Origin of the sequence: Rhodopseudomonas boonkerdii (assembly GCF_021184025.1) — a bacterium.
Lineage (GTDB): Bacteria > Pseudomonadota > Alphaproteobacteria > Rhizobiales > Xanthobacteraceae > Tardiphaga > Tardiphaga boonkerdii.
Genome location: NZ_CP036537.1, coordinates 1,138,840 through 1,163,894 on the forward strand (window position 1 = coordinate 1,138,840; position 25,055 = coordinate 1,163,894).

Here is a 25,055-nt window from a genome sequence, read left to right on the forward strand (position 1 = left end):
CACCGCTGTCAGAGTTTACTGGATCGACCGGTCAAGCCGGGCGACGACAAGACTGGTTTGGCGGCTCACATCCCCGCCTCGGCCTTTGCCTGTTCCTGCACCATGAACTGCGCCTCGGCGAGTTTCGCGAAATAGCCGCCTTTCGCCACCAGTTCATCGAAAGTTCCCGCTTCGGTCACGCGGCCGTGTTCGAAGACGAGGATGCGCGTGGCGTCGCGGATGGTGGAGAGACGATGGGCGATCACGAAAGTCGTGCGACCCTTCATCACTTCATCGAGAGCGAGATTGAGTTTTGCCTCGGTCACCGCATCCAGCGCCGAAGTCGCCTCGTCAAGAATCAGGATCGGCGGATCCTTCAGCAGTGCCCGCGCGATGGAGAGGCGCTGGCGCTCGCCGCCGGACAGCATGCGCCCGCGTTCGCCGGCATTGGTGTCGAAACCGTGATCGCTGCGGGTGATGAAGTCGAGGGCCTGGGCGCGCTCGGCGGCAACACGCAATTCCTCGTCGGTGGCATCGGGCTTGCCGACGCGCAGGTTTTCCGCGATCGAGCGGTTGAAGAGCAGTGCTTCCTGGAACACGACGCCGATGTTTCGGCGCAGGCCCGATAGCGTCAGCGCGCGCACATCCATGCCATCGATGGAGATGATGCCGGATTGTGGATCGAAGGCGCGATGCAGCAGCGCGATGGCCGTCGATTTGCCGGCGCCGGTGGAGCCGACCAGCGCAATGGTCTGGCCGGGCGTCGCCGTGAACGACACATCCGCAATTGCCGGGCGCTTACCGTCATAGGAGAACGACACGTCCTTGAACTCAACGAGGCCCTGCACCCGGCCAGGGTCGATGGCATCGATACGGTCGCGCACCGCCGGCACGGCATCGAGCACATTCATGAATTCACGCAGGCGCGGCGCTTCCATGAACACGCTGTTGATGAAAGCGACGACCTGCTCGAGCCGCTGGATCAGCATGGTGGCGAAGGAGACGAACATCACGATCTCGCCGACAGTCGTGAGCCCCTGCTGATGCAGAGCGATGCCGACGGTGAAGATCGCCAGCACGGTGATGGTGGTCGACGCGCGCGTCATCACCGAGACGATCGCCCACCACGACAGCACCGGCATCTGCGCCGCGAGCAATTGGCCGGAGACGCCGCGCAGGCTGGAGACTTCGGCCTCGATACGGGTAAAGCTCTGCACCAGCGCGACATTGCTGAGCGAGTCCGATGCGCGTGCCGACAGATCGCCGTAGTGCTCCTCGACCTCGGTCTGCATGCCCGATGTCTTGCGCACCACCAACGTCGTAAGGATGGTGAACACCACACAAAGGATCATCAGCAAGGCGGCAAGCCGCCAGTTCAGATAGACCGAGAGCGGCAGCAGGATGAACAGCGAGACGATGGATGCAAAGTGTTCGCGGAAGAAGCCGAGCCAGACGCGCCACAATGCGTCGGTGCCGGCCAGCATCACTTTCATCAGGCGGCCGGAATGGGTGCCGGTGTGGAAAGTCAGCGGCAGCTGCATGATATGTTCGAAATAATCGGTGAGCACTGCCTGGCGCTGGCGATGCGCGAGGCGATCCGCATGTAGCGCGACAATGGCGCCGCACAGGATCGTGAACAGGCCGAAGCCGACCCAGGCGCCCAAGAGCGGCCATGGCGAGGTCGCCGTCGCCTCCGCTGGGCCCGGTGACGGCGTCCTGGTCAGCACATCGATGATGCGGCCGAACAGCACCGGTTCGGCAAATTGCGCACCGGCCAGCAGCAGGTTGGCGACCGCCAGAAGCCAGGCGAGGCGCTTCTCCTTGCCGAGGAGGTCCAGCACGCGGATGTAGAGTTTGATCATGGAGATTGAGCACCGGCCTGTGGAATGAATCTACTCTTGTCATCACCCGCGAAAGCGGGCGAGCCAGTAGACACCAAAGTTAGCGATGATCATAGGCGGCGGTGTTGACTGGATCGCCCGGTCAAGCCGGGCGATGACAAACTGAGCTATTTCAATTCACCTTGCGCCCATCCGCATCCGGGAGAAACGCCGCATCAAACACATCCGCGGCTACCGGTCGCTTGCGGAGCGCAACATCCTGCGCGATCGCGTCGAGTGAGGCCTCGAAACGCCCGGCGTCGATGCCGCCGAAGCCGTCGCGTTTCACGTCGTCGGTGAGAATGTTATCGCCGATGGCGATCTTCAGCCGGGCCAGTTCGAGCTCGCGCGTGCCGCCATCCATCTGCGTCATCACCTCGTCGATCGCCTTGTCCGGCTGGCGGATGGTCAGACGCACGCCTTCGGTGACGGCGCGCACGAAGCGCTTCACCGTATCGCGCCGAGCCGCCGCGACTTTCGGATTGACGATCACCGCGAGGCCGTAGGCGGCACAGCCGAACTCGGCGAAGCGAAACACAGCGAGATCGTCGGCGGGTATGCCGCGGTCACGCAGGTTGACGGCGGAGAGATAGGAGAAGCCGGTGACTGCGTCGACCTGGCCGGCGGACAGCATCGGTTCGCGCACCGCCGGGCTGATCTTCTCCTGCTTCACCGCGGATGCGTTGATGCCGTTTCGCTTTGCGAGCGCCGGCCACAGCCGGATCGCGAGATCGCCTTCGGCCACGCCAAGCGTCCGGCCCTCGAGACTGCCGAGCGAAATTACGCCACGGCTCTTGCGCGCAACCACGGCATAGGGCGTGCGGTTGAGCAGCACGAAGGCGGCCTTGATCGGCAGGGAATCCGGATCGGCGCGATAACGGATCAGCGCATTGAAGTCGGCGACGGCCATGTCGGTCGTACCCGTCGCGACGCGGGTGATCGTGTCCTTGGAGCCGGTGGCGACCTGCAGGGCGACATTGAGGTTTTCGGCTCGATAGAGACCGCGACTGGCGGCCAGCACGAAGGGTGCTGCGATCGCATCGATGGGACGGTCGAGGGTAAATTGGATGGGGGCCGCCGTCGCCTCATCGGTCGCGTGGACGAAAGGTGCGTGAAAAGCCGTGACGCCGAGCGCACCTATCCCCTGAATGATAGTCCTGCGGGAGATGAGAGGTGAGGGCTTGGGCATCGGCATATGCAAGTAAGCAAGGCAGAAGGAGCAAGGCAGAGACGTAATTCATCCGCCCGGTATGGTCGATTGAAGGCGCCGGGCTGCGACATCTTGCGCCTCAAAACTGCGCTTCACAACATGAATGGGAGGTGAGTGCCCCGATTTGGCCACCTGTCGTTCAGCTTCCATTGGGGTGAGGGAACCCAAAATGCGCAGCGTGGTTGATGATGCAGCGGCCCGCAGGGCCAAAGACCACGGAGGGCATTCAGATGTTTGGACGTCGTTCAGTCAAGAATACCGGCCGGGCGGTCGCCTTGGCCGCCGTCACTGCCATGTCGATGTCGGCCGTCGCGCCGACCGGCGCGTTTGCTGCGCCAGCGAATAATACGCCTGCCAAGGCAACCGCGCATCACGGCTCCAGCGATGCGACCGACTTCAGCGCACGGCGCCGGCACTATCGCGGCGGCGGCAACGCAGCCGGCCTCGCGGCTTTCGGTGCCATTGTGGGGACCATCGGCGCGATTGCCGCAGCCAATAGCGGTCCGCGCTATTATGACAGCTACGGCTATTATGGCGGTGGCCCGGTCTATTACAGCGGCCCCGGCTATTATGGCGGCCCGTATCGTGGCTATGGCGGCGGTTACGGCTACGACAATTCGCGCCGCATGACTTGGTAGCGAACCGCTACAGAACTCGGCATCGCCGGTCGCATGATGCGGCCGGCGATGTCGCGTTAACGTCACCGTTATCGCCTGGTGCTAGTGTCGCTGCATGAGTGATTCGCTCGACCGGCTCTATCAGGCGGTGCTCGCGGCCAGGGATCTCGACCCTGCGACATCGCGCACGGCCCGGCTGTTTCAGCAGGGTCCGGACAAGATGGCGAAGAAGCTCGCCGAGGAAGCCATCGAGGTCGTCATCGACGCGGTGGCCCGCCGGCCCGATGCGGTGATCCGGGAAAGCGCCGACCTGCTCTACAATCTGACGGTCCTGTGGGCTGCGGCCGGTGTACGTCCCGAGCAGATCTGGTTCGAGATGGCGCGTCGCGAACGCATGATGGGGATTGCCGAGAAGCTGCCGAAGCGGCCCAAGGCAGCAAAAACGCGCAGCAACAGCCGGCGACCGATTGACGCGCTGGAAGATCGAATCCGCAAACTGGTCTGATCCCGCGCGCGATCCTGTCGCGATATCGTCACCATTCAGGCATGGACAAATCGTCGTCGGGATGGTTCATCGCGGGCCATGCTCAGACGAATGTATGATTGGTGCATCGACGCCGCTCACAAGCCCTATGCCGTCTGGATTCTCGGCATCGTCTCATTCGCGGAAAGTTCGTTCTTTCCCGTGCCGCCGGATGTGATGTTGATCCCGATGGCGCTGGCCCGGCCGAACAAAGCCTGGCTCTATGCCGGCATCTGTACGCTGACATCAGTCGCTGGCGGCGTGGTCGGTTATCTGATCGGCCATTTGCTCTATGACAGCGTCGGCCAATGGGTGATCCATTTCTACGGCTATGGCGACAAGGTCGAAGCCTTCCGTGCCGGCTATGCCGAGTATGGCGCCTGGATCATCCTGCTGAAGGGGCTGACGCCGATCCCCTACAAGCTGGTGACCATCACCTCGGGCTTCGCCAACTATAATATCTGGATGTTCATCATCCTCTCGCTGATCGCCCGCGGCGCGCGCTTTTATGTGGTCGCGATCCTGATGAACCGTTACGGCGTCTGGATCCGCGAAACCATCGAGAAGCGCCTCGGCCTCTGGGTCGGCCTCGCGGTCGGTCTCGTCGTCATCGGCTTCATCATCGCTTTCCGTTTGTTCTAACCGCCAATGGACTTTCCCCGGCAAGGGTGCCGGAGTACGTTTCCAGACATGTCCGAGCCTGCGAATCCGTTGCGGTCTGATTTGCGTGTCGTCGCTATCGTGACGACGCTGGCTGTATTGCCGACGGCGGCGTGGCCGCAGGCGATGCAGCAGCAGACCGTCCCGCAGCAGAAATCCATCGTCATCCAGGTCGCTCCGGCACCGGCCACCCAGGCACCGCCGCCTCCGGCTGCCCTAACGCCGGCCCCGATGGCCCAGCAGGCCCCGCCACCTGCACCGGTGGAGCGGGAAAATCCCGGTCTTTTCAACGAGATCAACAAGCTGTTCAAGGATACGCCGTCGCTCGTTCCGTCCTGGTCGTTGCCGTCCCTCGGCTCGGGCAGCCTCAATACGGTGGTGAAAGGCCGGGTGATCTGTCCCGTCGCCGCCAATGGGGCGCCGGATTGCAAGGCGGCGTCCGACAAGCTTTGCCAGAGCAAGGGCTACAAGGAAGGCAAGAGCCTCGATACCGATGCGGCCCAGACCTGCTCGGCCAAGGTGATGATCCCCGGCCGCAAGCCCGAAGAGGGGGATTGCCGGACGGACAATTACGTGACCCAGGCCGTCTGCCAGTAGGAATATTCCGCCACACGGTGCCGCAAGCCTGCCGCTGTATTGCCGCAACGCAATTGCCATCCGCACGGCGTTTCTGGCATGTTTGCGGTGCATCACAGGCCCGTTTTGCGGGCCGCTTTCATAAGAAACGACCTCGAGGAATTCTCCCCAATGTCCATGCCGGCTTTGTTCAAAAACCGCCTGTCGCTGCCCGTGATCGGCTCCCCGCTGTTCATCATCTCGGGGCCTGATCTCGTCATCGCGCAGTGCAAGGCCGGTATCGTCGGTTCGTTTCCCGCCTTGAACGCGCGTCCGGCAGCGCTGCTCGACGAATGGCTGCATCGGATCAAGGAAGAGCTCGCCGCCCACGACAAAGCGAATCCGGATCGCCCGTCGGCGCCTTTTGCGGTCAATCAGATCGTTCACAAGTCCAACAACCGCCTCGAGCAGGATCTGGCGCTGTGCGAGAAGCACAAGGTGCCGATGATCATCACCTCGCTCGGCGCACGCGAAGAACTCAACCAGGCGGCCCATGGCTGGGGCGGCATCGTCTTCCACGACGTCATCAACCAGCGCTTCGCTCACAAGGCCATCGAGAAGGGGGCCGATGGTTTGATTCTCGTCGCGGCCGGTGCCGGCGGTCATGCCGGCGAAATCTCGCCGCTCGCTTTCGTCGCTGAGACCCGGGCCTGGTTCGATGGCCCGATCGCGCTGTCGGGCGCCATCGGCAATGGTCGCGCCATCAAGGCCGCGCGGGTGCTCGGTGCCGACTTCGCCTATATCGGCTCGGCCTTCATCGCGACCGAGGAGGCCAATGCGGTGCAGGGCTACAAGGATATGGTGGCGTCCTCGGCGGCCGAGGATATCGTCTATTCGAATCTCTTTACCGGCGTGCACGGCAACTATCTGAAGCCGTCCATCGTCGCCGCCGGCATGGACCCGGACAACCTGCCGGTCTCCGATCCCTCCAAGATGAATTTCGGCACCGACGCCAATGGCGAACGCCAGAAGCCGAAAGCGTGGAAGGAGATCTGGGGCAGCGGTCAGGGCATCGGCAGCGTCAAGCAGGTCGTGCCCGTGGCCGAACTCGTTGCGCGCTTCAAGAAGGAATATGACGAAGCAATCGACCCGCCACTGTGAACGGGTTGGACGCGCATCTCATGGACGCCATCTATCGTATCGACGGCAATCGTGTCGTCACAAGCCCGCATGCGGCAGGGCCGTGGAATCCGCACATGCAGCACGGCTCGGCGCCGTCAGCGCTGGTGACGTGGCTCGCCGAGCAGCTGCCGACGGCATCGCCAATGGCAGTGACGCGTGTCACCATCGATCTGATGCGACCGGTGCCGGTGGCGCCACTCACCTATGAGATCGAGGTGCTGCGCGAAGGTCGCAAGATCCAGCTCGTCGGCATTCGCCTGCTCTCGAACGGCACTCTGGTCACCAATGCGACAGTGCTGAAGATGCGTGTCGAAGCGCAGACGCTCCCGGCGGAGATCAGGGACGCGCCGGTCACCGTGCCGCTTCCCGACGCACCTGGCCTGACCGAGCCGAGCGATCACAGCAGCGCTTTCGTCACGGGGGTCAGCATCCGTGTCGTGCATGGCGGCTTTCGCAAGCTCGGTCCCGGCGCGATTTGGTATCGTGCCAACCGCGCCGTCGTCGAAGGCCAGCCGATTTCGCAGGCGATGCGCGCAGTCATCGCGTCCGATTTCAGCAACGGTTCGTCCTCGGTGCTGAACTTCAAGGACTGGATGTTCATGAATGCCGATCTGACCGTCAGCCTTGCGCGGCCGCCGGTGGGCGACTGGATCTTGCTGGATTCAGAGACCTGGGTCGGTCCTGACGGCGCCGGGCTGGCTGCCTCCAAGCTGGCCGATGCGAATGGCTATTTCGGCCGCGCAGTACAGAGCCTGGTCATCGAACGGCGTTGACGTTCGCACATGATCCGACCATTCCATGCCGATGATGGAACCCGGTTTCGCCCGCCGGGTTGATATTCCTTTAGTGACGGACGGAATGTGGCGATGGACAAGGCCAAGACAGGTATCTGGGGGCTGGACGACGTTCTCTCCGGTGGTCTGTCCAGGGGACATATATTTCTCCTCGAAGGGGCTCCGGGGACCGGGAAGACCACCGTGGCGCTGCAATTCCTGCTCGAAGGTGCGCGAACCGGCGAGAAGGGTCTCTACATCACCATGTCGGAATCCGAGCAGGAGCTGCGCGATGGCGCATTGTCCCACGGTTGGACGATCGGTGACCACATCGACGTGTTTGAGCTGTTGCCGCCGGAGAGCCTGCTGGACGACGACCAACGGCAGAGCCTGCTCTATTCGTCAGATCTCGAACTCGGCGAGACTACGCGGCGGATCTTCGAGGCCGTGGAGCGCCACAAGCCGACGCGTCTCGTGCTCGACAGCCTGTCAGAAATCCGTCTGCTCGCGCAAAGCTCGCTGCGCTATCGCCGCCAGATCCTCGCCATCAAGCATTACTTCGGACGCTATGCCGCCACCGTGATGATGCTCGACGATCTCACGGCGGATATTACCGATCACACCGTCCATAGTATCGCCCACGGTGTGCTGCGGCTCGAGGAGCTGGCGCCGGATTATGGCGCTGAGCGGCGGCGTATCCGTGTCACCAAATATCGCGGATCCCAATTCCGCGGCGGCTATCACGATGCCTCCATCACCACCGGCGGGCTGAACGTGTTTCCGCGCCTCGTGGCATTGGAGCATCGCATCGGACAGGACCGTGCCGCTCGATCGACGGGCGTTGCCGCTTTCGATGCCTTGCTCGGCGGCGGCATCGAAAGCGGGTCGAGCACCCTGATCCTGGGGCCGTCGGGCACCGGTAAGTCGCTGATCGCGATTGTGAATGTGCTGGCTGCAATCAGGCGGGGTGAGAAAGCCGCGATCTTCATCTTCGACGAGGAAGTCGGCCTGCTGTTGGACCGCATGAAGAAGATCGGCATCGATCTCGTTGCCTTGCGTGACAATGAGCAATTGGTCATCGAGCAGGTCGACGCAACGGAATTGTCTCCGGGTGAATTCGCCCATCGCGTCCGCAAGCATGTCGATGAGCAGGATATCAAGACAGTGGTGATCGACAGTCTCAATGGCTATCAGGCCGCGATGCCGCAGGAAAATTGGCTCGTGCTCCATATGCACGAGTTGCTGCAGTATCTGAACCGGCGCGGCGCAGCGACCTTCCTGACGGTCGCACAGCATGGTCTCGTCGGCGACATGAAGGCGCCGGTGGACGTCACCTATCTCGCCGATACGGTCATCTTGCTGCGCTATTTCGAGGCTTTCGGCGCCGTACATCGTGCGGTTTCCGTGGTGAAGAAGCGCACCGGCATGCATGAGACGACCATTCGGGAATATCGGATCGATGAACGCGGTCTCACCGTTGGCGACCCGCTGAAGGCGTTTCAGGGCGTATTGCGTGGCGTGCCGAGTTACGCCGGCGCGACGCCGATGCTGGATGGAAGCAAGTCGTGAGGCCAGGACCATTTTCCGAACGTGCCGTCATTCTGGCGCCGACCGGCCGTGATGCAGCGGTGGCCGAGAATTTGATTCTGGAAGCCGGGTACTTTGCAACCGTTTGCGAAGACTTTGATCACCTCGTGCAGGAGGTTGAAGGCGGTGCCGGCTGCGCCGTGATCGCGGATGAAGCGATTAAGACGGCCGATCTGCGCCACCTCGATCGCTGGCTTCACAATCAGCCTGTCTGGTCGGATTTTCCTATCGTGTTGTTGACGCGCCATGGCGGCGGCCCTGAGCGAAATCCCGATGCGACGCGGTTGCGTCAGGTGTTCGGGAATATCACGTTCCTCGAACGGCCGTTCCATCCGACGACTTTGGTCAGTGTTGTGGGTTCTGCCGTGCGCGCGCGCCGTCGCCAGTATCAGACGCGGACCATTCTCGAAGACCTCAGTGACAGCCAGGCGCTCTTGCAAACCGCGCTCGATGCCGGTCGGCTAGGGGCGTTCGAACTACATCTGCCGGACATGCGGCTCGAGGTCTCGGAAACGACCAAGGCCTGTTTTGGCCGCAGGCCGGACGAGGTCTTTACGTTTGCCGATCTACAGGCCTCGGTGCATCCGGACGATCGAGCGCAGCGCCAGAACGCACTCGATGCGACGCTGACGACTGGCGTCGACTACAATGTGGAGTATCGCAATGTCTGGGCCGATGGGACGGTGCACTGGGTAGAGACGCGCGCGCGCATCGTGCGCGGGCTGAATGGTGCGCCGAAAACGCTGGTCGGCGTTTCCGTGGATATCACCGCGCGGAAGAACGCCGATATCGAACGAGATAAATTGTTCGACCAACTTACATACGAACGCTCCACGCTTGCCGAACTGACGGCCACGCTCGAAGAGCGGGTCGAGCAACGCACAGCTGACCTCCTTAAGGAGTCTGCCGCCCGCGAACGCGCGCAGGAGCAATTACGCCAGGCGCAGAAGATGGAGATCATCGGCCAGCTTACCGGCGGTGTGGCGCACGACTTCAATAACTTGCTGATGGCGGTGATGGGCAATCTCGAACTGCTGCGCAAGCGCATGCCCGACGATTCCAGGCTCCAGCGACTGCTCGATGGCGCCATGCAGGGCGCTGAACGCGGCGCCTCACTGACGCAACGTCTGCTCGCCTTTGCGCGCCAGCAGGATCTTCGCACGGAAGCGGTGGATCTCGGGGCGCTGGTGCGGGGTATGAGCGACCTGCTCGACCGCTCGCTCGGCCCGCGCATCGTGCTGAGTTTCGATATTCCCGACGGGCTGCCTCAGGCACGGATCGATGCCAATCAGCTCGAGCTTGCCATCCTCAATCTCGTCATCAATGCCCGCGACGCCATGCATGATGGCGGCGCCATCGCGATCAAGCTCTCCAGTCATCGCATCGAAAAGCATGCCGGAACATTGAAGGCGGGTGACTATCTCAAAGTCTCGATCATCGACGATGGCGAGGGCATGTCCCCGGAGACCCTGAAGAAGGCCATCGAGCCGTTCTTCTCCACCAAGCCCATCGGTAAAGGCACGGGTCTGGGCCTGTCGATGGTGCACGGTCTCGCCGAACAGCTTGGCGGCACGCTCGAACTCACCAGCACGGTCGGGCAGGGGACGACAGCGACACTGATCCTGCCGGCGACCAGTGCTGCGCCGGTTGTTGTCGATGAGATCGAGCCGGAACGACAGGAAGTACGTTCAGCCATCATCCTATTCGTCGATGACGATCCACTGATCGCCATGTCTGCGGCGGAGATGCTGGAAGATCTCGGGCACAAGGTGATCCCCGCCAGTTGTGGCCGCGATGCGCTGGATATCTTGCACAGCGCGCAGCCGCTCGACCTGATGATGACCGATCACATGATGCCCGGCATGACCGGGATCGAGCTCGCGGCACGGTCCCGCGAGGTGCGGCCGCGGCTCCCGATCCTGCTTGCGACCGGTTATGCGGACCTGCCGGAAGGCGTCCAGCTCGATCTGCCGCGTCTGGCAAAACCCTATCATCAGGCGCAGCTGAGAGATCGGCTCGAACAGCTGCTGGGGTGAGTTTCGATCTAAGTACTATCAATGAGACATTGGACGCCGGTTTCGCGCGACGATGCTGCATGCCATTGCCAGCCTGGATCCTGCTCCGTCCCGCTTTTGCAATTGCAGCAGATTAACGTTTCGCTAACCGGCGTTAACGCACGATCAGGAACAGCCGATTCGACCCATTGCGGGACCGATTATGAATAGTGACATCCGTCTTCCCCGGACGCCGGCCACTCTCGACGAAATCCGCGCGCGTGTCGCCCTTGCCTTTGGCCGCAATTTCCTTTGCCGCGATATCCGGTTCGAGGTGATTTCGACGCCGCGCCTCGGCCAGGGGGCCAATTGGACCATCAGCATGCAGCAGGTGACGCCTGACGCGCTTTGGGAAGCCTCGGAGATCGTTTCGGACATCCAGGAGGCTTATTTCCTGATGGACAAGTACAGCATCCTGTCACACGCCGCCTGAGATCTGCGCGTGCTGTTTTCACGTGGTATGGTTAGGCCTTAATTAATCTCCATTTGTGAGGAGGATGGTCTGGGGATGTCCTTGGAGATCCCAGGGGGCTATCGCAAACGGAGACTGGCTTGACACGCGCGCTGATCTTTCTGGCCCTGGGCTGCCTGCTGCTGACCGGCGTCGCGGTGGCCAGCATTCTCGGTGGCGACAGCGTGCCGATGCTGCCGTCGTCGGGCTCGTCCCATGTGACCCAAAGCTCAATCCCTGTGTCGCGCGGCCCTGTTGCCAATCGCGAGGGCAAGACAGACCGGCTGCCGCCGGCCGCGATGATGGCTTCGTTCGAGCCTGCGGAGAGTAACCCGCCTGCCGGCCAGCTGCGCCAGGCCTTCGCCAATGACGGTCTGATCGAACTACCGCGGAATTCGACCGCCTTGCCGCCGGTGGTGGTGCCGCAGCCGGCTGCGCGGCCAAAGGTGACTGCCAAGAACAACGGCCAGAAGAATTACACGCTGCTCAGCGATGCCCAGATTTCGGCGATCAAGGGACGACTCAACCTGACACCGTCGCAGGAAGCCTATTGGCCGGATATCGAGCTCGCCCTGCGCGCCATCGCCAGAAAGATGCATGACAACAAGCCGGCTGCAGGCAATGCGCCGCCTATCGATCCCGAGAGCGCCGAAGTTCAGCAGTTGAAGTCGGCGGCCATGCCGCTGTTATTCCAGTTGCGCGAAGACCAGAAGCGCGAGGTCCGCGCATTGGCCCGGATCATCGGATTGGAAAAGGTCGCCGCGGCGATCTGATCTCTACCAAATTACCATTTTCGCCACTACGCAGCGACGTTGACATATTGTCGCGGGTGTCATCCGCGCTTCGCACTGGGCATGCAGAAATTAACGCCTGTTAACCGCAGGGGCGTTGCATGACCGATTTTACCCTTAACCAGAATATTTCAGGAGCCAGGCCGATCGAGCCGGCGTCGCGGCCCAATCTCGACAAGGGTTTCAACCCGCTCACCATGATCTTGTTCTTCGCGGTGCTGGCCGGGGGCGTGCTGTTCGTCGCCTACAGCATTTACGCGGACGTCGCTGCGACCGGCACGCGTGTCACCAGCTACCTGCCCTATTTCCTGCTGTTCGTTGCGCTGATGATCGCGCTCGGCTTCGAATTCGTGAACGGATTCCACGACACTGCGAACGCGGTGGCGACCGTGATCTACACCCATTCGCTGAAGCCCGAGATCGCGGTGATGTGGTCGGGGCTGTTCAATTTCCTCGGCGTGCTGTTTTCGTCGGGCGCGGTGGCCTTCGGCATCGTCTCGCTGCTGCCGGTGGAGCTAATCCTGCAGGTTGGCTCATCTGCCGGTTTCGCCATGGTGTTTGCGCTCTTGATCGCGGCGATCATCTGGAATCTGGGCACCTGGTGGCTCGGCCTGCCCGCCTCGTCCTCGCATACGTTGATCGGTTCGATCATCGGCGTCGGCATTGCCAATGCGCTGATGCGCGGTCGCGACGGCACCTCGGGCGTCGACTGGACCAAGGCGACCGAAATCGGTTACGCGCTGCTGCTGTCGCCGCTGTTCGGCTTTGTCTGCGCGGCGATCCTGCTGCTGGTGCTCAAATTTCTCGTGCGCAACAAGGCTCTGTACGAAGCGCCGGATGGAGCCAAGGCGCCGCCGCTGTGGATTCGCGGCATCCTGATCGCCACCTGCACCGGCGTTTCCTTCGCACATGGTTCGAATGACGGCCAGAAAGGCATGGGCCTGATCATGCTGGTGCTGATCGGCACCGTGCCGACCGCCTATGCGCTGAACCGCGCTCTGCCGGAATCGCGCATCGAGCAGTTCCAGAAAACCTCGGTAGCAGCATCGAACGTCATTGCAGCGAAGGGCGCCGGCCACAGCATCATCGGCGATCCGCGTCCGGTCGTGACCCAGTATGTCGCGGCCCGCAAGATCAGCGAAGGCACCTATCCGGCGCTGTCCGTGCTGGTGAAGGATGTGGGCAATCAGGTCCGCACCTATGGCTCTCTCGACAAGGTGCCGGCCGAGAAGGTCGGCAATACCCGCAACGATATGTATCTCGCATCGGAAGCGATCCGCTTCCTGATGAAGGACAAGGAAAACGACCTCAGCAAGGACGAGATCGCAACTCTCAATGCGTACAAGGGTTCGCTGGATGCGGCGACCAAGTTCATTCCGGACTGGGTGAAGATCGCCGTCGCTATCGCGCTCGGCCTCGGCACCATGGTGGGCTGGAAACGTATCGTCGTCACCGTCGGCGAGAAAATTGGCAAGACCCATCTGACCTATGCGCAAGGTGCCTCGGCGGAACTCGTTGCCGCCGGCACCATCGGTGCTGCGGATATTTTCGGTCTGCCGGTTTCGACCACCCATGTGTTGTCGTCGGGTGTTGCCGGCACCATGGCTGCGAATGGCTCGGGCTTGCAGATGGCGACCATCCGTAATCTGCTGATGGCCTGGGTGTTGACGCTGCCCTGTGCGATCGCGCTGTCGGCGGCATTGTACTTCGTCTTTGCCAGCATCTTCTGAACGAGGTTGAGCACCTAAGGCGCCACGCTTGTGCTGTCTTTTGTTCTTCCCGAAACCGCGTGGAAAGAAACGAAATGCGGGAATGTCGAGCCCATTGAAGCGCCGTTCCCGATTTCGTTTCGTTCCGTGGTGAGGTCATCGCCGACATGACGACGACGGCTGTGGACGAGTTCGGCAGCATCGATATTCCAGTCAACAATGTGAGCATCGGATCGTCGCGCCGGTGGCGGACATTCAGTTACGCGAGGGGCGAACGCAGGCAAGCGTCATGCAAGAGCAACGATTGAGAAATGTCGCTCCGGCGCCTTGGCCCGGTGATGATCGATGCGCGATGCCGGTTGAAGATGCGACAGGTAATGTCATTGGCGGTTCTGTATTGCCGTCCGAAGATGTCATACCCGGCTTGGTATGGGCGTTCCGAATCCATGCGGACGGTCGTCCTGAGGCGTTGCCGATCGAACGGACGATCGATGTGACCCGTGACGGCGTGTTGTGGGTCCATTTCAATCTCGCCGATACGCGCGCACTGCAATGGCTGGCGCAAGCACCCTGGCGGGCGCCGGAACAGGCGCGCGCCCTGCTGCTGTCCAAGGATAGCTATCAGCAGCTGCACACGGCCGATGATTGCATCTACGGTGTGATTTCGGATCTGCTCCGTGACATCGACGATGCCGACGACGATACTGGCTATCTGCGCTTTGTCATGACGGAACATCTCCTGATCAGCGGCCGTCATCATGCACTTTGCGCCGTCGATGCAACGCGCCGTTCGCTCGAAGCCGGCATGCGAGTCGACAGCATGGCCGCGCTGTTCGAGACCATCATCGAGAACGTCGCCGACACCATGGATGGGATGATCGACAAGATCTCACGCGCTCTCGACGAGATCGAAGAGCAGGTGGTGTCCGGCGAGTCGCGCCACATGCTGCAGAAGCTCGGGCCACTGCGGCGGACCTGCGTTCGTCTGCATCGCCAGCTCGGCGGTTTGCGCCTCGTATTCCAGCGCTTCGAGCAGAACGGACCAGCGGATCTCAAGCCAGCCTTGCAACTGCGTGCCGGCGAACTGGCGCAGCGACTCGACGGCCTCGACCGCATCATTATCGAACTGCGCGAGCGCAGTCGCTTGCTGCAGGAAGAACTGCACCTGCAGATCGCAGAAACCGGCAACGAGAGCCTTCGCGTTCTCTCGGTGCTCACTGCCTTGCTGCTGCCGCCGACACTGATGACTGGATTGTTCGGCATGAACGTCAAGGGCCTGCCCTTCGTCGATACCGAGACCGGTTTTCTCTGGGCGCTGCTGTTGATCCTGCTTTCGTCGGCATTCGCTTATTTCGTGATGAAGCGCATCGGGATCATCAGGTAGGCGTCATGATCGGCGTCATCCGGTGCTGGGCGGTCCGCGCGTCTATGGCGCTCGTGGCATTTGTCATCCTCGCGTTCATGCCGCCGTCCTCAGCTCAGGGTGGAGATTGGCGCGATGGCGGGTTGAAGGCGCTCAATGAACGGCTCGATCAATGGGGTGTGGCGTTGTCGGCGACCTATGTCGGCGAAGTGCTCGGCAATGCCTCGGGGGGAATCCGGCGTGGCGCGGTTTATGAAGGCCGACTCGATGTCGGCATCGATGTCGATCTGGAAAGGGCAATGGGGTGGCGGGGTGCCACCTTCCATGCCAATGCGTTCCAGATTCACGGACCCGGCCTGTCGCGCGACTATATCGGCAATCTCATGCTGGTCAGCGGCATCGAGGCTTTGCCGTCGACCCGGCTCTATGAATTCTGGATCGAGCAGTCGTTGTTCGATGGCCGACTGCAAGTGAAGGTCGGCCAGCAGCCGTCGGATACCGAATTCATCGACAGCAAATATGATGACATCTTCGTCAACTCCGCGCTCGGCTGGCCCGGCATCACCGGGGTGATCCTGCCGGCCGGCGGGCCGTCGCCGCCGCTGGCCGTGCCAGGTGTGCGGGTGAAGGCGCAATTGTCGGACGCAATCACGGCCTATCTCGCGGTGTTCAACGGCAGCGCCGGTGCGCCGGGACCCGACGATCCGCAGATCACCAATGCCAATGGTCTGGCATTCCGCGTCAACGATCCCCCCTGGCTGATCGGGCAGTTGAAATACAGCTATCGACTCGGTGCATTAGGGCTGCCGGGATCGATCGCAGCCGGCGGCTGGTTTCATTTCGACGAATTCGACGACGAGCGCTGGACGGCGCAGGGCTTGTCCCAGGCCGATCCCCTCGGCACCGGCGAACCGGCGATGCGCCGGACCAATCGCGGCGTGTTTGCCGTTTACGAGCAGCGCCTCGCCTCCAGCGCTTTCGATCCCGGCAAGGGGATCGGGTTCTTCATGCGTGCTTCCATCAGCCCGTCGGATCGCAATCTGGTCAGCTTCTATTTCGATGGCGGCATCCAGGTCTCCGGCTTCTCGGCCGCGCGCCCGGACGATCGCTTCGGTATCGCCATGACGTATGCACGCATCTCCGACGGCGCGCGCGGCCTCGACCGCGATATCCAGCGCTTCACGGGAGTCGCAACACCGATCCGGGATTTCGAAGCGGTGTTCGAGGCGACCTATGTCGCCATGGCCGCACCGGGCGTCGCAGTGCAGCCGGTGTTTCAATATGTAATTCATCCTGGTGGCGGCGCGGTCAGTCCGAACGATCCGACCCAGACCCGGCGCATCGGGGATGCTGCCGTGTTTGGCGTTCGCACGACGATCACGTTTTGACGTGAAACCTAGGGGGGGATCAGGCGAAGCCGTAATCCGCCGGCTGAATTCTTGTTGCGGGCGACAGCGGCGGATTACGCTGCGCTGATCCGCCCTACGGCATCGGCGAGATCCGATGCGGCCTCGGCGATCATCTCGTAAGACTTCAGGCGCCTGGCGTGATCATAGACGTCAGAGACGATCATCAGTTCGTCCGCCTTCGTCTCTGCGATAAGGGCGGCAATGCCGACGCGGACGGTTTCTTTTGAGCCGATGATCGAACGGCGCAGCATGCCCATCGCCTGCATCTTCTCGGCTGGCGACCAATAGGTCTCGATATCGTCGATGGGCGGCTGGCTGAGGCCACGGGTGCCACGGAACATGTTGGTGAACGACATTTGCTGCGTGGTCCACAGCCGCTTCGCTTCGGCATCGGTATCGGCGGCAATGATGTTTACGCCGACCATCGTATGGGGTTTGGCAAGTTGCTCCGACGGTTCGAAATGGGTGCGATAGATGTCGAGCGCCTGCAGCAGCATTTCAGGCGCGAAATGCGAGGCGAAAGCGTAGGGCAGCCCGAGCACGGCAGCGAGCTGGGCGCCGTAATTGCTGGAGCCGAGAATCCATAGCGGGACGTTGGTGCCAGCAGCGGGAACGGCCTGCAGTCGCTGGCCCGGGGCGGCAGCCGCGAAATAGGCCTGCAGCTCCTGAATGTCCTGCGGAAAATTGTCTGAATTCTGCAGCGAGCGGCGCAGCGCGCGCATGGTCATCTGGTCGGTCCCCGGTGCACGGCCGAGGCCGAGATCGATGCGGCCCGGAAACAGGCGCTCCAGCGTGCCGAACTGCTCGGCGATGACGATGGGCGCATGGTTCGGCAGCATGATGCCGCCGGCACCGACCCGGATGGTCCTGGTGCCCGCTGCGATATGGCCGATCACCACAGAGGTTGCCGCGCTCGCGACGCCGATCATGTTGTGATGTTCGGCCACCCAGAAGCGACGATAACCCCATTGCTCGGCATGGCCGGCCAGATCCCTCGAATTATCGAGCGCGCCCCGCGCGTCGGTGTCTTCGGTGACGCGGACGAGATCGAGGATAGAAAGGGCTGTCATGGGCAAACTCCGGATGCGCCCTCGATCTAAGTGCGCATCCCGGCGATTACCAGACGGGGTAGAACGTATCGTTCGCGCAGTTCAGCCATGCGGCGAGGATGCCGAATCAGGTCAGCAGCGGAAACAGGCACATGATCGCTAGAAGCGCGGCGGTCGCTGTCGCGGCTTCCAGCGCACATCTCCAGAGTGGAATCACGCTGTGCTTCCACTCTGGAACATACGCGCCGTAGAGTGCCAGAGAGACGAGATCGCAGCTCAGCGTTGATTGCCTAGCGTCGTCGTTCCCGGTCACGGCTTCTAACCGTTACGGAACGTATAGCCGTAGCCGTTGAGCGCCGGTGCACCGCCGAGATGGGCATAAAGTACCTTGGAGCCCTCCGGGAAGTAGCCCTTTTTCACGAGATCGATCATGCCTTGCATGGACTTCCCCTCGTAAACCGGGTCGGTGATCATGCCTTCCAGGCGTGCGCAGAGGCGGATGGCATCTTTGGTCTCTTCCGAGGGAACGCCATAGACCGGATAGGCATAGTCCTCGACGAGAACCACATCGTCCTCGACAATCTCCTTGCCGAGCTCGACTAGCTTCGCGGTGTTGCGGGCGATCTCGAGCACCTGCGCCTTGGTCTGAATCGGTGTAAACGATGCGTCGATGCCGATCACCTTGCGCTCACGGCCATCCTTGGCGAATCCCACCAGCATGCCGGCATGGGTCGAGCCGGTGACAGTGCAGACGACGATATAGTCGAACGCGAAGCCGAGCTCTTTCTCCTGCGCACGGACTTCCTCGGCGAAGCCGACATAGCCGAGGCCGCCATATTTGTGCACGGATGCGCCCGCTGGGATCGCGTAGGGCTTGCCGCCTTTGGCCTTCACGTCCTCGATGGCTTGCTCCCAGCTTTCGCGGATGCCGATATCAAAGCCTTCATCGACCATCTGGACGTCGGCGCCCATCACCCGGCTGAGAAGGATGTTGCCAACCCGGTCATAGACAGCATCCTCGTGAGGGACCCAGCTTTCCTGGACGAGCCGGCACTTCATGCCGATCTTCGCGGCGACGGCCGCGACCATGCGCGTGTGGTTCGACTGCACACCGCCGATGGACACCAGCGTATCGGCGTTGGAGGCGATCGCATCGGGGATGATGTATTCGAGTTTGCGCAACTTGTTGCCGCCAAAGGCCAGACCGGAGTTGCAGTCATCGCGCTTGGCATAGAGTTCGACTTTGCCACCGAGATGTGCGGTGAGGCGGTTCATCTTCTCAATATGCGTTGGCCCGAAGGTCAGCGGGTAACGTGTGAATTTCTCCAGCATTTTGGGCGTCTCTCAAGTCGTTGCGATGTGCTGAATACTCGCATTTTACGTGAGAAAGGTGCTCTCAAAGTTTGTGGATTTATCTGATATAATCGCAACATTATATCTATAAGATGGCGTAAGTAGTAGTTTGATTGACAAATATCGAAAGATTCTTTCATGTCCTTTGAGCTCGACCGAACCGATCTCAAAATCCTGCGCCTGCTGCAGGGCAATGGCCGGCTATCAAATGCGGATCTGGCGCAGGCGGTGGGCGTTAGCCCGGCGACCTGCCACCGGCGGACGCAGGCGCTGTTCGACGAAGGCTACATCAAGTCCGTCCGGGCGATGATCGCCCCCAGTAAGGTCCGCAAGGGCGCGCTGGTCATGGTCGGCGTGGTTCTCGACCGCTCGACGCCGGAAAGTTTCGCGACCTTTGAAAAAGCCGTTGCGAAACTGAAGTTCATTCTCGATTGCCATCTGGTTGCCGGCGACTTCGACTACTTCCTGAAGATCAGGGTCGGCGACATGGCAGACTTCAACCGGATCCACGGCGACCAGTTGATCGCGCTGCCCGGGGTGCGGCAGACGCGGACTTTCTTCGTCATGAAGGAGGTCGTCGACAACGCTCCGCTGGAATTGTGATCCGCGCGAGCGAGCGAAATCCATCGTCTTTAATTCCGGCGACTCTTAAGCCCCGCAAATCGAACGAGCCGGCCATCAGGCCGGGACCCTCACTGGCTTGACAGTCCGTGCATTCAAATCGTAATGTTATAACATAACAAATGGCGGAGCCTTTAAGTTGTCACCTGTGTCCCGCCGTTCCCTGTCCCTCCAGGAACTATTCGATCACGATGCGCAAACTCCCCGTCACCGTGCTGTCCGGCTTCCTCGGGGCTGGCAAGACCACTTTGCTGAATCACATCCTGAACAACCGCCACGGACTGAAAGTGGCGGTCATCGTCAACGACATGAGCGAGGTGAACATCGATGCGGATCTAGTTCGCGATGGCGGTGCGAATCTTTCGCGGACGGATGAGAAGCTGGTGGAAATGACCAATGGCTGCATCTGCTGCACGCTGCGCGACGATCTGCTGCAGGAAGTCCGCTTGCTCGCAGAGAGCGGCCGCTACGACTACTTGCTGATCGAATCCACGGGCATCGCCGAGCCGTTGCCAGTGGCGGCCACCTTCGATTTCCGCAACGAGAACGGCGACAGCCTCTCGGACATCGCACGGCTTGATACGATGGTCACCGTGGTCGATGCAGTGAATCTCCTGAAAGATTATTCTTCAACGGATTTCCTGCAGGACCGCGGCGAGGCGCTTGAAAACGATAAGCGCACGCTGGTCGATCTCCTCGTCGAGCAGATCGAATTCGCAGATGTTGTCGTGCTGAACAAGGTGAATGACGCGACGCCCGAGCAATGCGACAGCGCACGAAAGATCATCTGCGCGCTGAACCCCGAGGCTGAGATCATCGAGGCCGATTTCGCCGACGTGCCGTTCGATCGCGTGCTCGATACCGGGCTATTCGATTTCGAGCGGGCGCAACAGCATCCGCTCTGGCATAAGGAGCTATATGGCTTTGCCGATCATGTGCCAGAGACGGAGGAATACGGCGTCGGTCATTTCGTCTATCGGGCGCGTCGGCCGTTCGATCCCGTTAAATTCCAGAAGTTTCTGCGCGAAAGTTGGGCCGGGGTGATCCGCTGCAAGGGGCATTTCTGGCTCGCCACGCGACCGCAATGGGTCGGCGAACTCAGTCAGGCCGGTGCCATCGTTCGCACCGAAGGCATGGGCTTCTGGTGGGCCAATATTCCCGCTGAGCGCTGGCCGGACGATCCCTATTGGCGGCAGGCGCTGAAGAAAAACTGGAACGATATCTATGGCGATCGTCGTCAGGAAATCGTCTTCATTGGCACCGGCATGAATGAGGCCGATCTGCGCAATCGCCTCGATGCATGTCTCGTCGAGGGGAAGCCCGGCATGGAGATTGCGAGTTGGGCAAAGCTGCCTGATCCGTTCCCGAAATGGAAGCGCGCAGACGAGATGGCGTAAACGTATGGCGGATGAGCGCAGCGTCGTCCGTCGTTCTTTGTCTCACACACTCGGCTGGCGGATTACGCTGCGCTCATCCGCCTACGATCTACGTTCACAGGCGGGCATGGAATGCGCGAACGATGGCCGCGCATTCTTCGGGTTTCTCCATCTGCATGAAGTGGGTGGCGTCCTTCACCGTGGTGAAGGCAAAGCCGCCATCGCGCGCAAAGGCACTTTCGATCGCCATGAAGGGGCTGGTGCCGGTCTTCGGCTCTCCTGCGACGAGCTGCACGGGGATCCTGATTCCGCACATCCGTTCCCATGCGCCCTCGACATCCTGCATGGCGAAGATGCTGGCCTCGAATTCGCGCGCGCAGGCCAGTTCGAAGAGTTGCTTGTCGACATTCCAGCGCAGGGTCGAGGCCGCGAGGGCCTGCAATCCGGCATCGTCGACGCCAGCGAAGGCCGAGCTGCGGCGGTATGAGTCGAAAAGCTCCTGCACGGTGTTGAATTCATAGCGGCGCTTGATCGCGCGCTCACCCAGCCGGTTGTTGTCGGCGCGGAAAATCTCGAACTCCGGATAGTGCTGCGGTGGTTTGGCCGGTGGCTCGAAGCCGACGATGCCGATCCAGGGCGACTCGTATTCGGATGCGTGCAGCAATGTGGTGAGTGCGCTCATGGAATGAAAGGCACCAAGGCTTGGCGCTGCGCCGATCTCGCTTGCGATACCTCGCATGATCGCATGATAGTCGCGTATCAGCTGCGGCCAGACATGCGGGATCGGCTTGGTGTACGGGCTGCTGCGACCATGATGGCGAAAGTCGAACACGACGGTTTCGTAGTCACCGATGAAGAGTTGCCAGAAACTCCGGAAGGCATCGGCGGCTAGGCCGTTACCGTGGCTGCAGATCACCCGCGGACCACTTCCGTATACGCGCACGCTTGCGCTGGCGCCGTCCTCAAGCACAACGTCGAATGCATGCTTCTCGACCGGAAAGACCGGAGCGGAGGGGACGTACGTCATATCGCGGAGAACCTGTCATCGTGGAGCGAAAGGCGAGGCCGTCGATTGCTTGGCCGGATCGCAGAGTTCCGCTCTGCCGCTCCCCATCAGTCGCAAGGCCTCCGCAGGATACAAAGCACAGAAGAGGGGTTCAAGCCGCGCGGGGTCATACCGGCTCTACGCTGCCGGACGGACAATGGCGACCCGACCGTCGAGGGAAATCGTAGCATGGCCATCGGTTACCGGCATACGCTGCCACTGGCTGCCATCGTTGGGGCGATTGAACGACAGCGAGGTGATGCGGCCTTCCACGGCGATATCGACTGGTTCCGCGGCGACGGCGATATCCTCGGCTTTCGCCACATCCCAGCAACGTACGGCCCGCCAGACGGCGAGCACGGGCTGTCCCTGCGCATCCCGAAACGCGATGTGCCTGATTTCGAGCGAGCGAGTGGTAACGCGGAGCGGTTGATCGTCTCCCGCGCGATGTGCGCCTTGCAGCGCTGAAAGCAGATGTCTGACGGCGTGATAGCCGGGTTTCGGGGTGCCGTCATTACGAACCAGGCCCCAGTGATGTTCGCCCTCGTTCGGATCGGTGCCGCCATCACAGAACTCGTAGAGAAAGGTGCGCAGGATGCCGGAGCGAAAATTGTTGAGCAGCAGCCGCGGCAGATAGATGCCGGCGGCGATCTCGCCGACGGTAGCGCTGCCGGGCTTGACCACCGTGCAATAGCCGCACTCGGTTACGACGGCCGGCGCACCGGGCTTGAAGGCGTCGCGCATGTTCTGGAGATACCAGGCGACTGCGGCGTAATCGTCGGAGGTCTCGGGTTCCTGCCCTCCCTGTACATAAGAATGGATGGCGACGGCATCGCTGTACGGGCTGGCCGGCCGCAACAGTGCCACATCCGCTGGCTTCCAATTGAGCACGCTGGGTGACAACAGCGGCAACTGTTCGGCGGTGTAATGCGCGCGCAGCGCCTGATGGACTTCGCGCTGATAAGCAACGACGACATTGCTCCAGCCAGGTTTCGCCAGCGGCAGCGACATGAACCATGGGCTGTCGCCTTCATTCTGGCCTTCCATCGCCGAAATGCGCTCGATGCCGAGCGCATCGAGATAAGCCATCATCTCGGGAACGGTGTTGGTCGCCGGCGACACCAGGATATTGAACAGGACGTTCGAACGCTCATTCAGCATACGCCAACGGGCGAGGTCGTTGCTCGGACGGAGCTCGTCACGCAGATGGCGAATGCCTGATGTCGCCAGCAGGCCATGAAAACGATCGAAGTTCGAGGCGTAAGGCTCGCTGCCGATATGGACGTTGACGCCAACGCTGTCGGTGAACAGGTCCGACGGGCCGGGGAGCGGCGCGGCGACGGCTGGGCCGACCAGCAGCGCGGCTGCCGAACCGGCCAGAAACTTCCGGCGATTGAATGCCGTCATGCCGATCTCGCGCTCCCGTATGCCGTGCCGCCGCAAGCCTATTGGAAATCTCAAGAAGATTTAAGGATCGTTAGGATTTGGTCCGCTAGCCTCACCTAAAGTTGTAGATACGCAACCTCGCCTCGTGGGGAGCGATGAAGACCCTCGGCTCAGTCTTGGACGAACAGAGTGGCTTCGGGCAGGGTTTTGATTTCCTGCGTATATTCCTGGCCACCGGGATCATCGCGTCGCATACGGCGCAGCTCAGCGGCCATTCCGATCTGGCGCAAGGTTCGGTCTTTTGGTTTGTCGAGAACATGCTTGTGCCGATGTTCTTTGCGCTCAGCGGCTTCCTTGTCGCCGGGAGCAGCACGCGTCTCAGTCCACGTAGTTTCCTGCTAAATCGGATGGCACGCATCGTTCCGGCGTTGGCCGTCGATATCGTATTTGCGGCCCTGATCATCGGCCCTCTCGTCACCACGCTGCCGTTGCAAGCCTATTTTTCTGATCCGATGTTTCACAGCTATTTTCTGAACATCATCGGTTCGATTCACTTTGACTTGCCCGGTGTATTCCAGGGCAACCCGTCGAAGAACGTCAATGGCGCGCTGTGGACCGTGCCGTTCGAGATCTGCTGCTATGTGGTTCTGGTCGGGCTGATGGTGTCCGGAGCCATGAAAGACGCCAAGTGGATCACATGGCTCACTCTCGGCGTCCTGATCGCAGGGGTCACGTTGCGGGCGATGGGACCGGGCCTTGCCAGCGGTGAGCCCTCCTTGCTCAAAGTCGCGGCTCTGAACCTGTTCGGCCAGCGATCGTCACTGCTGCTGCAGTCATTCCTGATCGGCGTGTGTCTCTACCTGCATCGCTATTCCATCCCCTTCTCCAGCCGGGCAACGCTCGGCCTGACCGGCGGGGCGGTGCTGATCGGTGTTGTCGGCGACGCCCACGGGGTGCTCAGCCACCCGGCTGCGGACGCCATCCTGCTTCCGCTGGTCGTCTATCTGACGGTCGCGATCGGCCTGTCGCGCGTGCCGCCGATTCCGGGATTTGGCGGCGGGGACTACTCGTATGGCCTCTATCTCTACCACGTGCCGTTTATGCAATTGCTGATCCACGTCTTTCCGAACGCATGGACTGGCACTTGGTGGTGGACGTTGTTCTTCGTCGGTTTTCCCGTCTCGTTGGCAGCGGCCATGATCTCATGGCACCTCGTCGAATATCCCGTGCTGAAACTGAGGAGGTCGTTCGTCATCAGGCATAGGCCCGAAGAAACCGCGAACGGCAGGCAGATTCCTGCGGTCCTCCCGGAGGCAAGGTGATCGCCGAAGCGCAGTTTCGCTCGACAAATAATTGATTCGTCGCACGCTGCATTGGTGGAGTTTGGGCGCTTAGAGAAGGCTCATTCGCGTCATGAGCGGTTATGGAACAGTGTTTCCTGAAAACGCATATTCAGAACTGTAAGTAGGAAGTTTGTTGCCG

General features: G+C 61.3%; 22 protein-coding genes. 16 read left to right on the top strand and 6 right to left on the bottom strand.

Going from position 1 to position 25,055, the window contains the following annotated elements; translation table 11 throughout:
- Window positions 1-65: 65 nt before the first annotated feature.
- Both E0H22_RS05270 and E0H22_RS05275 read right to left on the bottom strand, forming a co-directional pair.
- On the bottom strand, window positions 66-1,841 hold the full coding sequence (locus tag E0H22_RS05270) for a glucan ABC transporter ATP-binding protein/ permease (RefSeq protein WP_430715217.1): 1,776 nt from the start codon (window positions 1,839-1,841) through the stop codon (window positions 66-68).
- 151 nt (window positions 1,842-1,992) lie between these two features.
- Complete coding sequence (locus tag E0H22_RS05275; protein WP_233024602.1) at window positions 1,993-3,048, bottom strand: ABC transporter substrate-binding protein; 1,056 nt, start codon at window positions 3,046-3,048, stop codon at window positions 1,993-1,995.
- Between the two features lie 251 nt (window positions 3,049-3,299).
- Between E0H22_RS05275 and E0H22_RS05280 the strand changes: the two genes are divergently transcribed.
- The 13 genes from E0H22_RS05280 (at window position 3,300) to E0H22_RS05340 (ending at window position 16,722) form a co-directional block, all read left to right on the top strand.
- Entirely contained in the window at window positions 3,300-3,707 is a 408-nt protein-coding gene (locus E0H22_RS05280; protein WP_233024603.1) for a hypothetical protein, read from the top strand.
- Between the two features lie 94 nt (window positions 3,708-3,801).
- Window positions 3,802-4,191 (top strand): phosphoribosyl-ATP diphosphatase, encoded by a 390-nt coding sequence (hisE, locus tag E0H22_RS05285; RefSeq protein WP_233024604.1) that lies wholly within the window; start codon window positions 3,802-3,804, stop codon window positions 4,189-4,191.
- A 78-nt stretch (window positions 4,192-4,269) separates the two neighbouring features.
- Window positions 4,270-4,851 carry a YqaA family protein gene (locus E0H22_RS05290; RefSeq protein WP_233024605.1) on the top strand — a complete coding sequence of 194 codons (582 nt, stop codon included), beginning with the start codon at window positions 4,270-4,272 and terminating at the stop codon, window positions 4,849-4,851.
- A gap of 48 nt (window positions 4,852-4,899) precedes the next feature.
- Window positions 4,900-5,466, top strand: coding sequence for a hypothetical protein (locus E0H22_RS05295; RefSeq protein ID WP_233024606.1), 567 nt, complete (start codon window positions 4,900-4,902; stop codon window positions 5,464-5,466).
- Window positions 5,467-5,616: 150 nt separating this feature from the next.
- On the top strand, window positions 5,617-6,585 hold the full coding sequence (locus E0H22_RS05300; RefSeq protein ID WP_233024607.1) for an NAD(P)H-dependent flavin oxidoreductase: 969 nt from the start codon (window positions 5,617-5,619) through the stop codon (window positions 6,583-6,585).
- A gap of 20 nt (window positions 6,586-6,605) precedes the next feature.
- Window positions 6,606-7,379 (top strand): thioesterase family protein, encoded by a 774-nt coding sequence (locus E0H22_RS05305; protein ID WP_233024608.1) that lies wholly within the window; start codon window positions 6,606-6,608, stop codon window positions 7,377-7,379.
- 93 nt (window positions 7,380-7,472) lie between these two features.
- Window positions 7,473-8,948 (top strand): ATPase domain-containing protein, encoded by a 1,476-nt coding sequence (locus E0H22_RS05310; protein ID WP_233024609.1) that lies wholly within the window; start codon window positions 7,473-7,475, stop codon window positions 8,946-8,948.
- The gene (locus E0H22_RS05315) at window positions 8,945-11,002 is read left to right on the top strand and encodes a hybrid sensor histidine kinase/response regulator (RefSeq protein WP_233024610.1); all 2,058 of its coding nucleotides are present in this window, start codon (window positions 8,945-8,947) and stop codon (window positions 11,000-11,002) included. Before E0H22_RS05310 ends, E0H22_RS05315 begins: the two co-directional genes overlap by 4 nt.
- Window positions 11,003-11,183: 181 nt before the next feature.
- Window positions 11,184-11,453: a hypothetical protein gene (locus E0H22_RS05320; protein WP_233024611.1), complete on the top strand. Its 270-nt coding sequence runs from the start codon at window positions 11,184-11,186 to the stop codon at window positions 11,451-11,453.
- A 119-nt stretch (window positions 11,454-11,572) separates the two neighbouring features.
- Window positions 11,573-12,244, top strand: coding sequence for a hypothetical protein (locus tag E0H22_RS05325; RefSeq protein WP_233024612.1), 672 nt, complete (start codon window positions 11,573-11,575; stop codon window positions 12,242-12,244).
- A gap of 119 nt (window positions 12,245-12,363) precedes the next feature.
- On the top strand, window positions 12,364-13,992 hold the full coding sequence (locus tag E0H22_RS05330; protein WP_233024613.1) for an inorganic phosphate transporter: 1,629 nt from the start codon (window positions 12,364-12,366) through the stop codon (window positions 13,990-13,992).
- Window positions 13,993-14,323: 331 nt separating this feature from the next.
- On the top strand, window positions 14,324-15,355 hold the full coding sequence (locus tag E0H22_RS05335; protein ID WP_233024614.1) for a CorA family divalent cation transporter: 1,032 nt from the start codon (window positions 14,324-14,326) through the stop codon (window positions 15,353-15,355).
- A 5-nt stretch (window positions 15,356-15,360) separates the two neighbouring features.
- A complete protein-coding gene (locus tag E0H22_RS05340) occupies window positions 15,361-16,722 on the top strand; it encodes a carbohydrate porin (protein ID WP_233024615.1) in 1,362 nt (453 codons plus the stop codon).
- Window positions 16,723-16,796: 74 nt separating this feature from the next.
- Here the strand turns inward: E0H22_RS05340 and E0H22_RS05345 are convergent, their stop codons facing one another.
- Window positions 16,797-17,813: an LLM class flavin-dependent oxidoreductase gene (locus E0H22_RS05345; protein WP_233024616.1), complete on the bottom strand. Its 1,017-nt coding sequence runs from the start codon at window positions 17,811-17,813 to the stop codon at window positions 16,797-16,799.
- A gap of 297 nt (window positions 17,814-18,110) precedes the next feature.
- On the bottom strand, window positions 18,111-19,124 hold the full coding sequence (locus E0H22_RS05350; RefSeq protein WP_233024617.1) for a 1-aminocyclopropane-1-carboxylate deaminase: 1,014 nt from the start codon (window positions 19,122-19,124) through the stop codon (window positions 18,111-18,113).
- 159 nt (window positions 19,125-19,283) lie between these two features.
- On the opposite strand from E0H22_RS05350, the gene E0H22_RS05355 reads away from it, so the two are divergent.
- Entirely contained in the window at window positions 19,284-19,748 is a 465-nt protein-coding gene (locus tag E0H22_RS05355) for an Lrp/AsnC family transcriptional regulator (protein ID WP_233024618.1), read from the top strand.
- Window positions 19,749-19,957: 209 nt separating this feature from the next.
- Complete coding sequence (zigA, locus tag E0H22_RS05360) at window positions 19,958-21,163, top strand: zinc metallochaperone GTPase ZigA (RefSeq protein ID WP_233024619.1); 1,206 nt, start codon at window positions 19,958-19,960, stop codon at window positions 21,161-21,163.
- Window positions 21,164-21,257: 94 nt separating this feature from the next.
- On the opposite strand, the gene E0H22_RS05365 is transcribed toward zigA, so the two are convergent.
- On the bottom strand, window positions 21,258-22,169 hold the full coding sequence (locus tag E0H22_RS05365) for an alpha/beta fold hydrolase (RefSeq protein WP_233024620.1): 912 nt from the start codon (window positions 22,167-22,169) through the stop codon (window positions 21,258-21,260).
- Between the two features lie 156 nt (window positions 22,170-22,325).
- Window positions 22,326-23,594 carry a hypothetical protein gene (locus E0H22_RS05370; protein WP_233024621.1) on the bottom strand — a complete coding sequence of 423 codons (1,269 nt, stop codon included), beginning with the start codon at window positions 23,592-23,594 and terminating at the stop codon, window positions 22,326-22,328.
- Window positions 23,595-23,728: 134 nt separating this feature from the next.
- Here E0H22_RS05370 and E0H22_RS05375 point away from each other — a divergent pair, with 134 nt between their 5' ends.
- Window positions 23,729-24,895: an acyltransferase family protein gene (locus tag E0H22_RS05375; RefSeq protein ID WP_233024622.1), complete on the top strand. Its 1,167-nt coding sequence runs from the start codon at window positions 23,729-23,731 to the stop codon at window positions 24,893-24,895.
- Window positions 24,896-25,055: the final 160 nt, after the last annotated feature.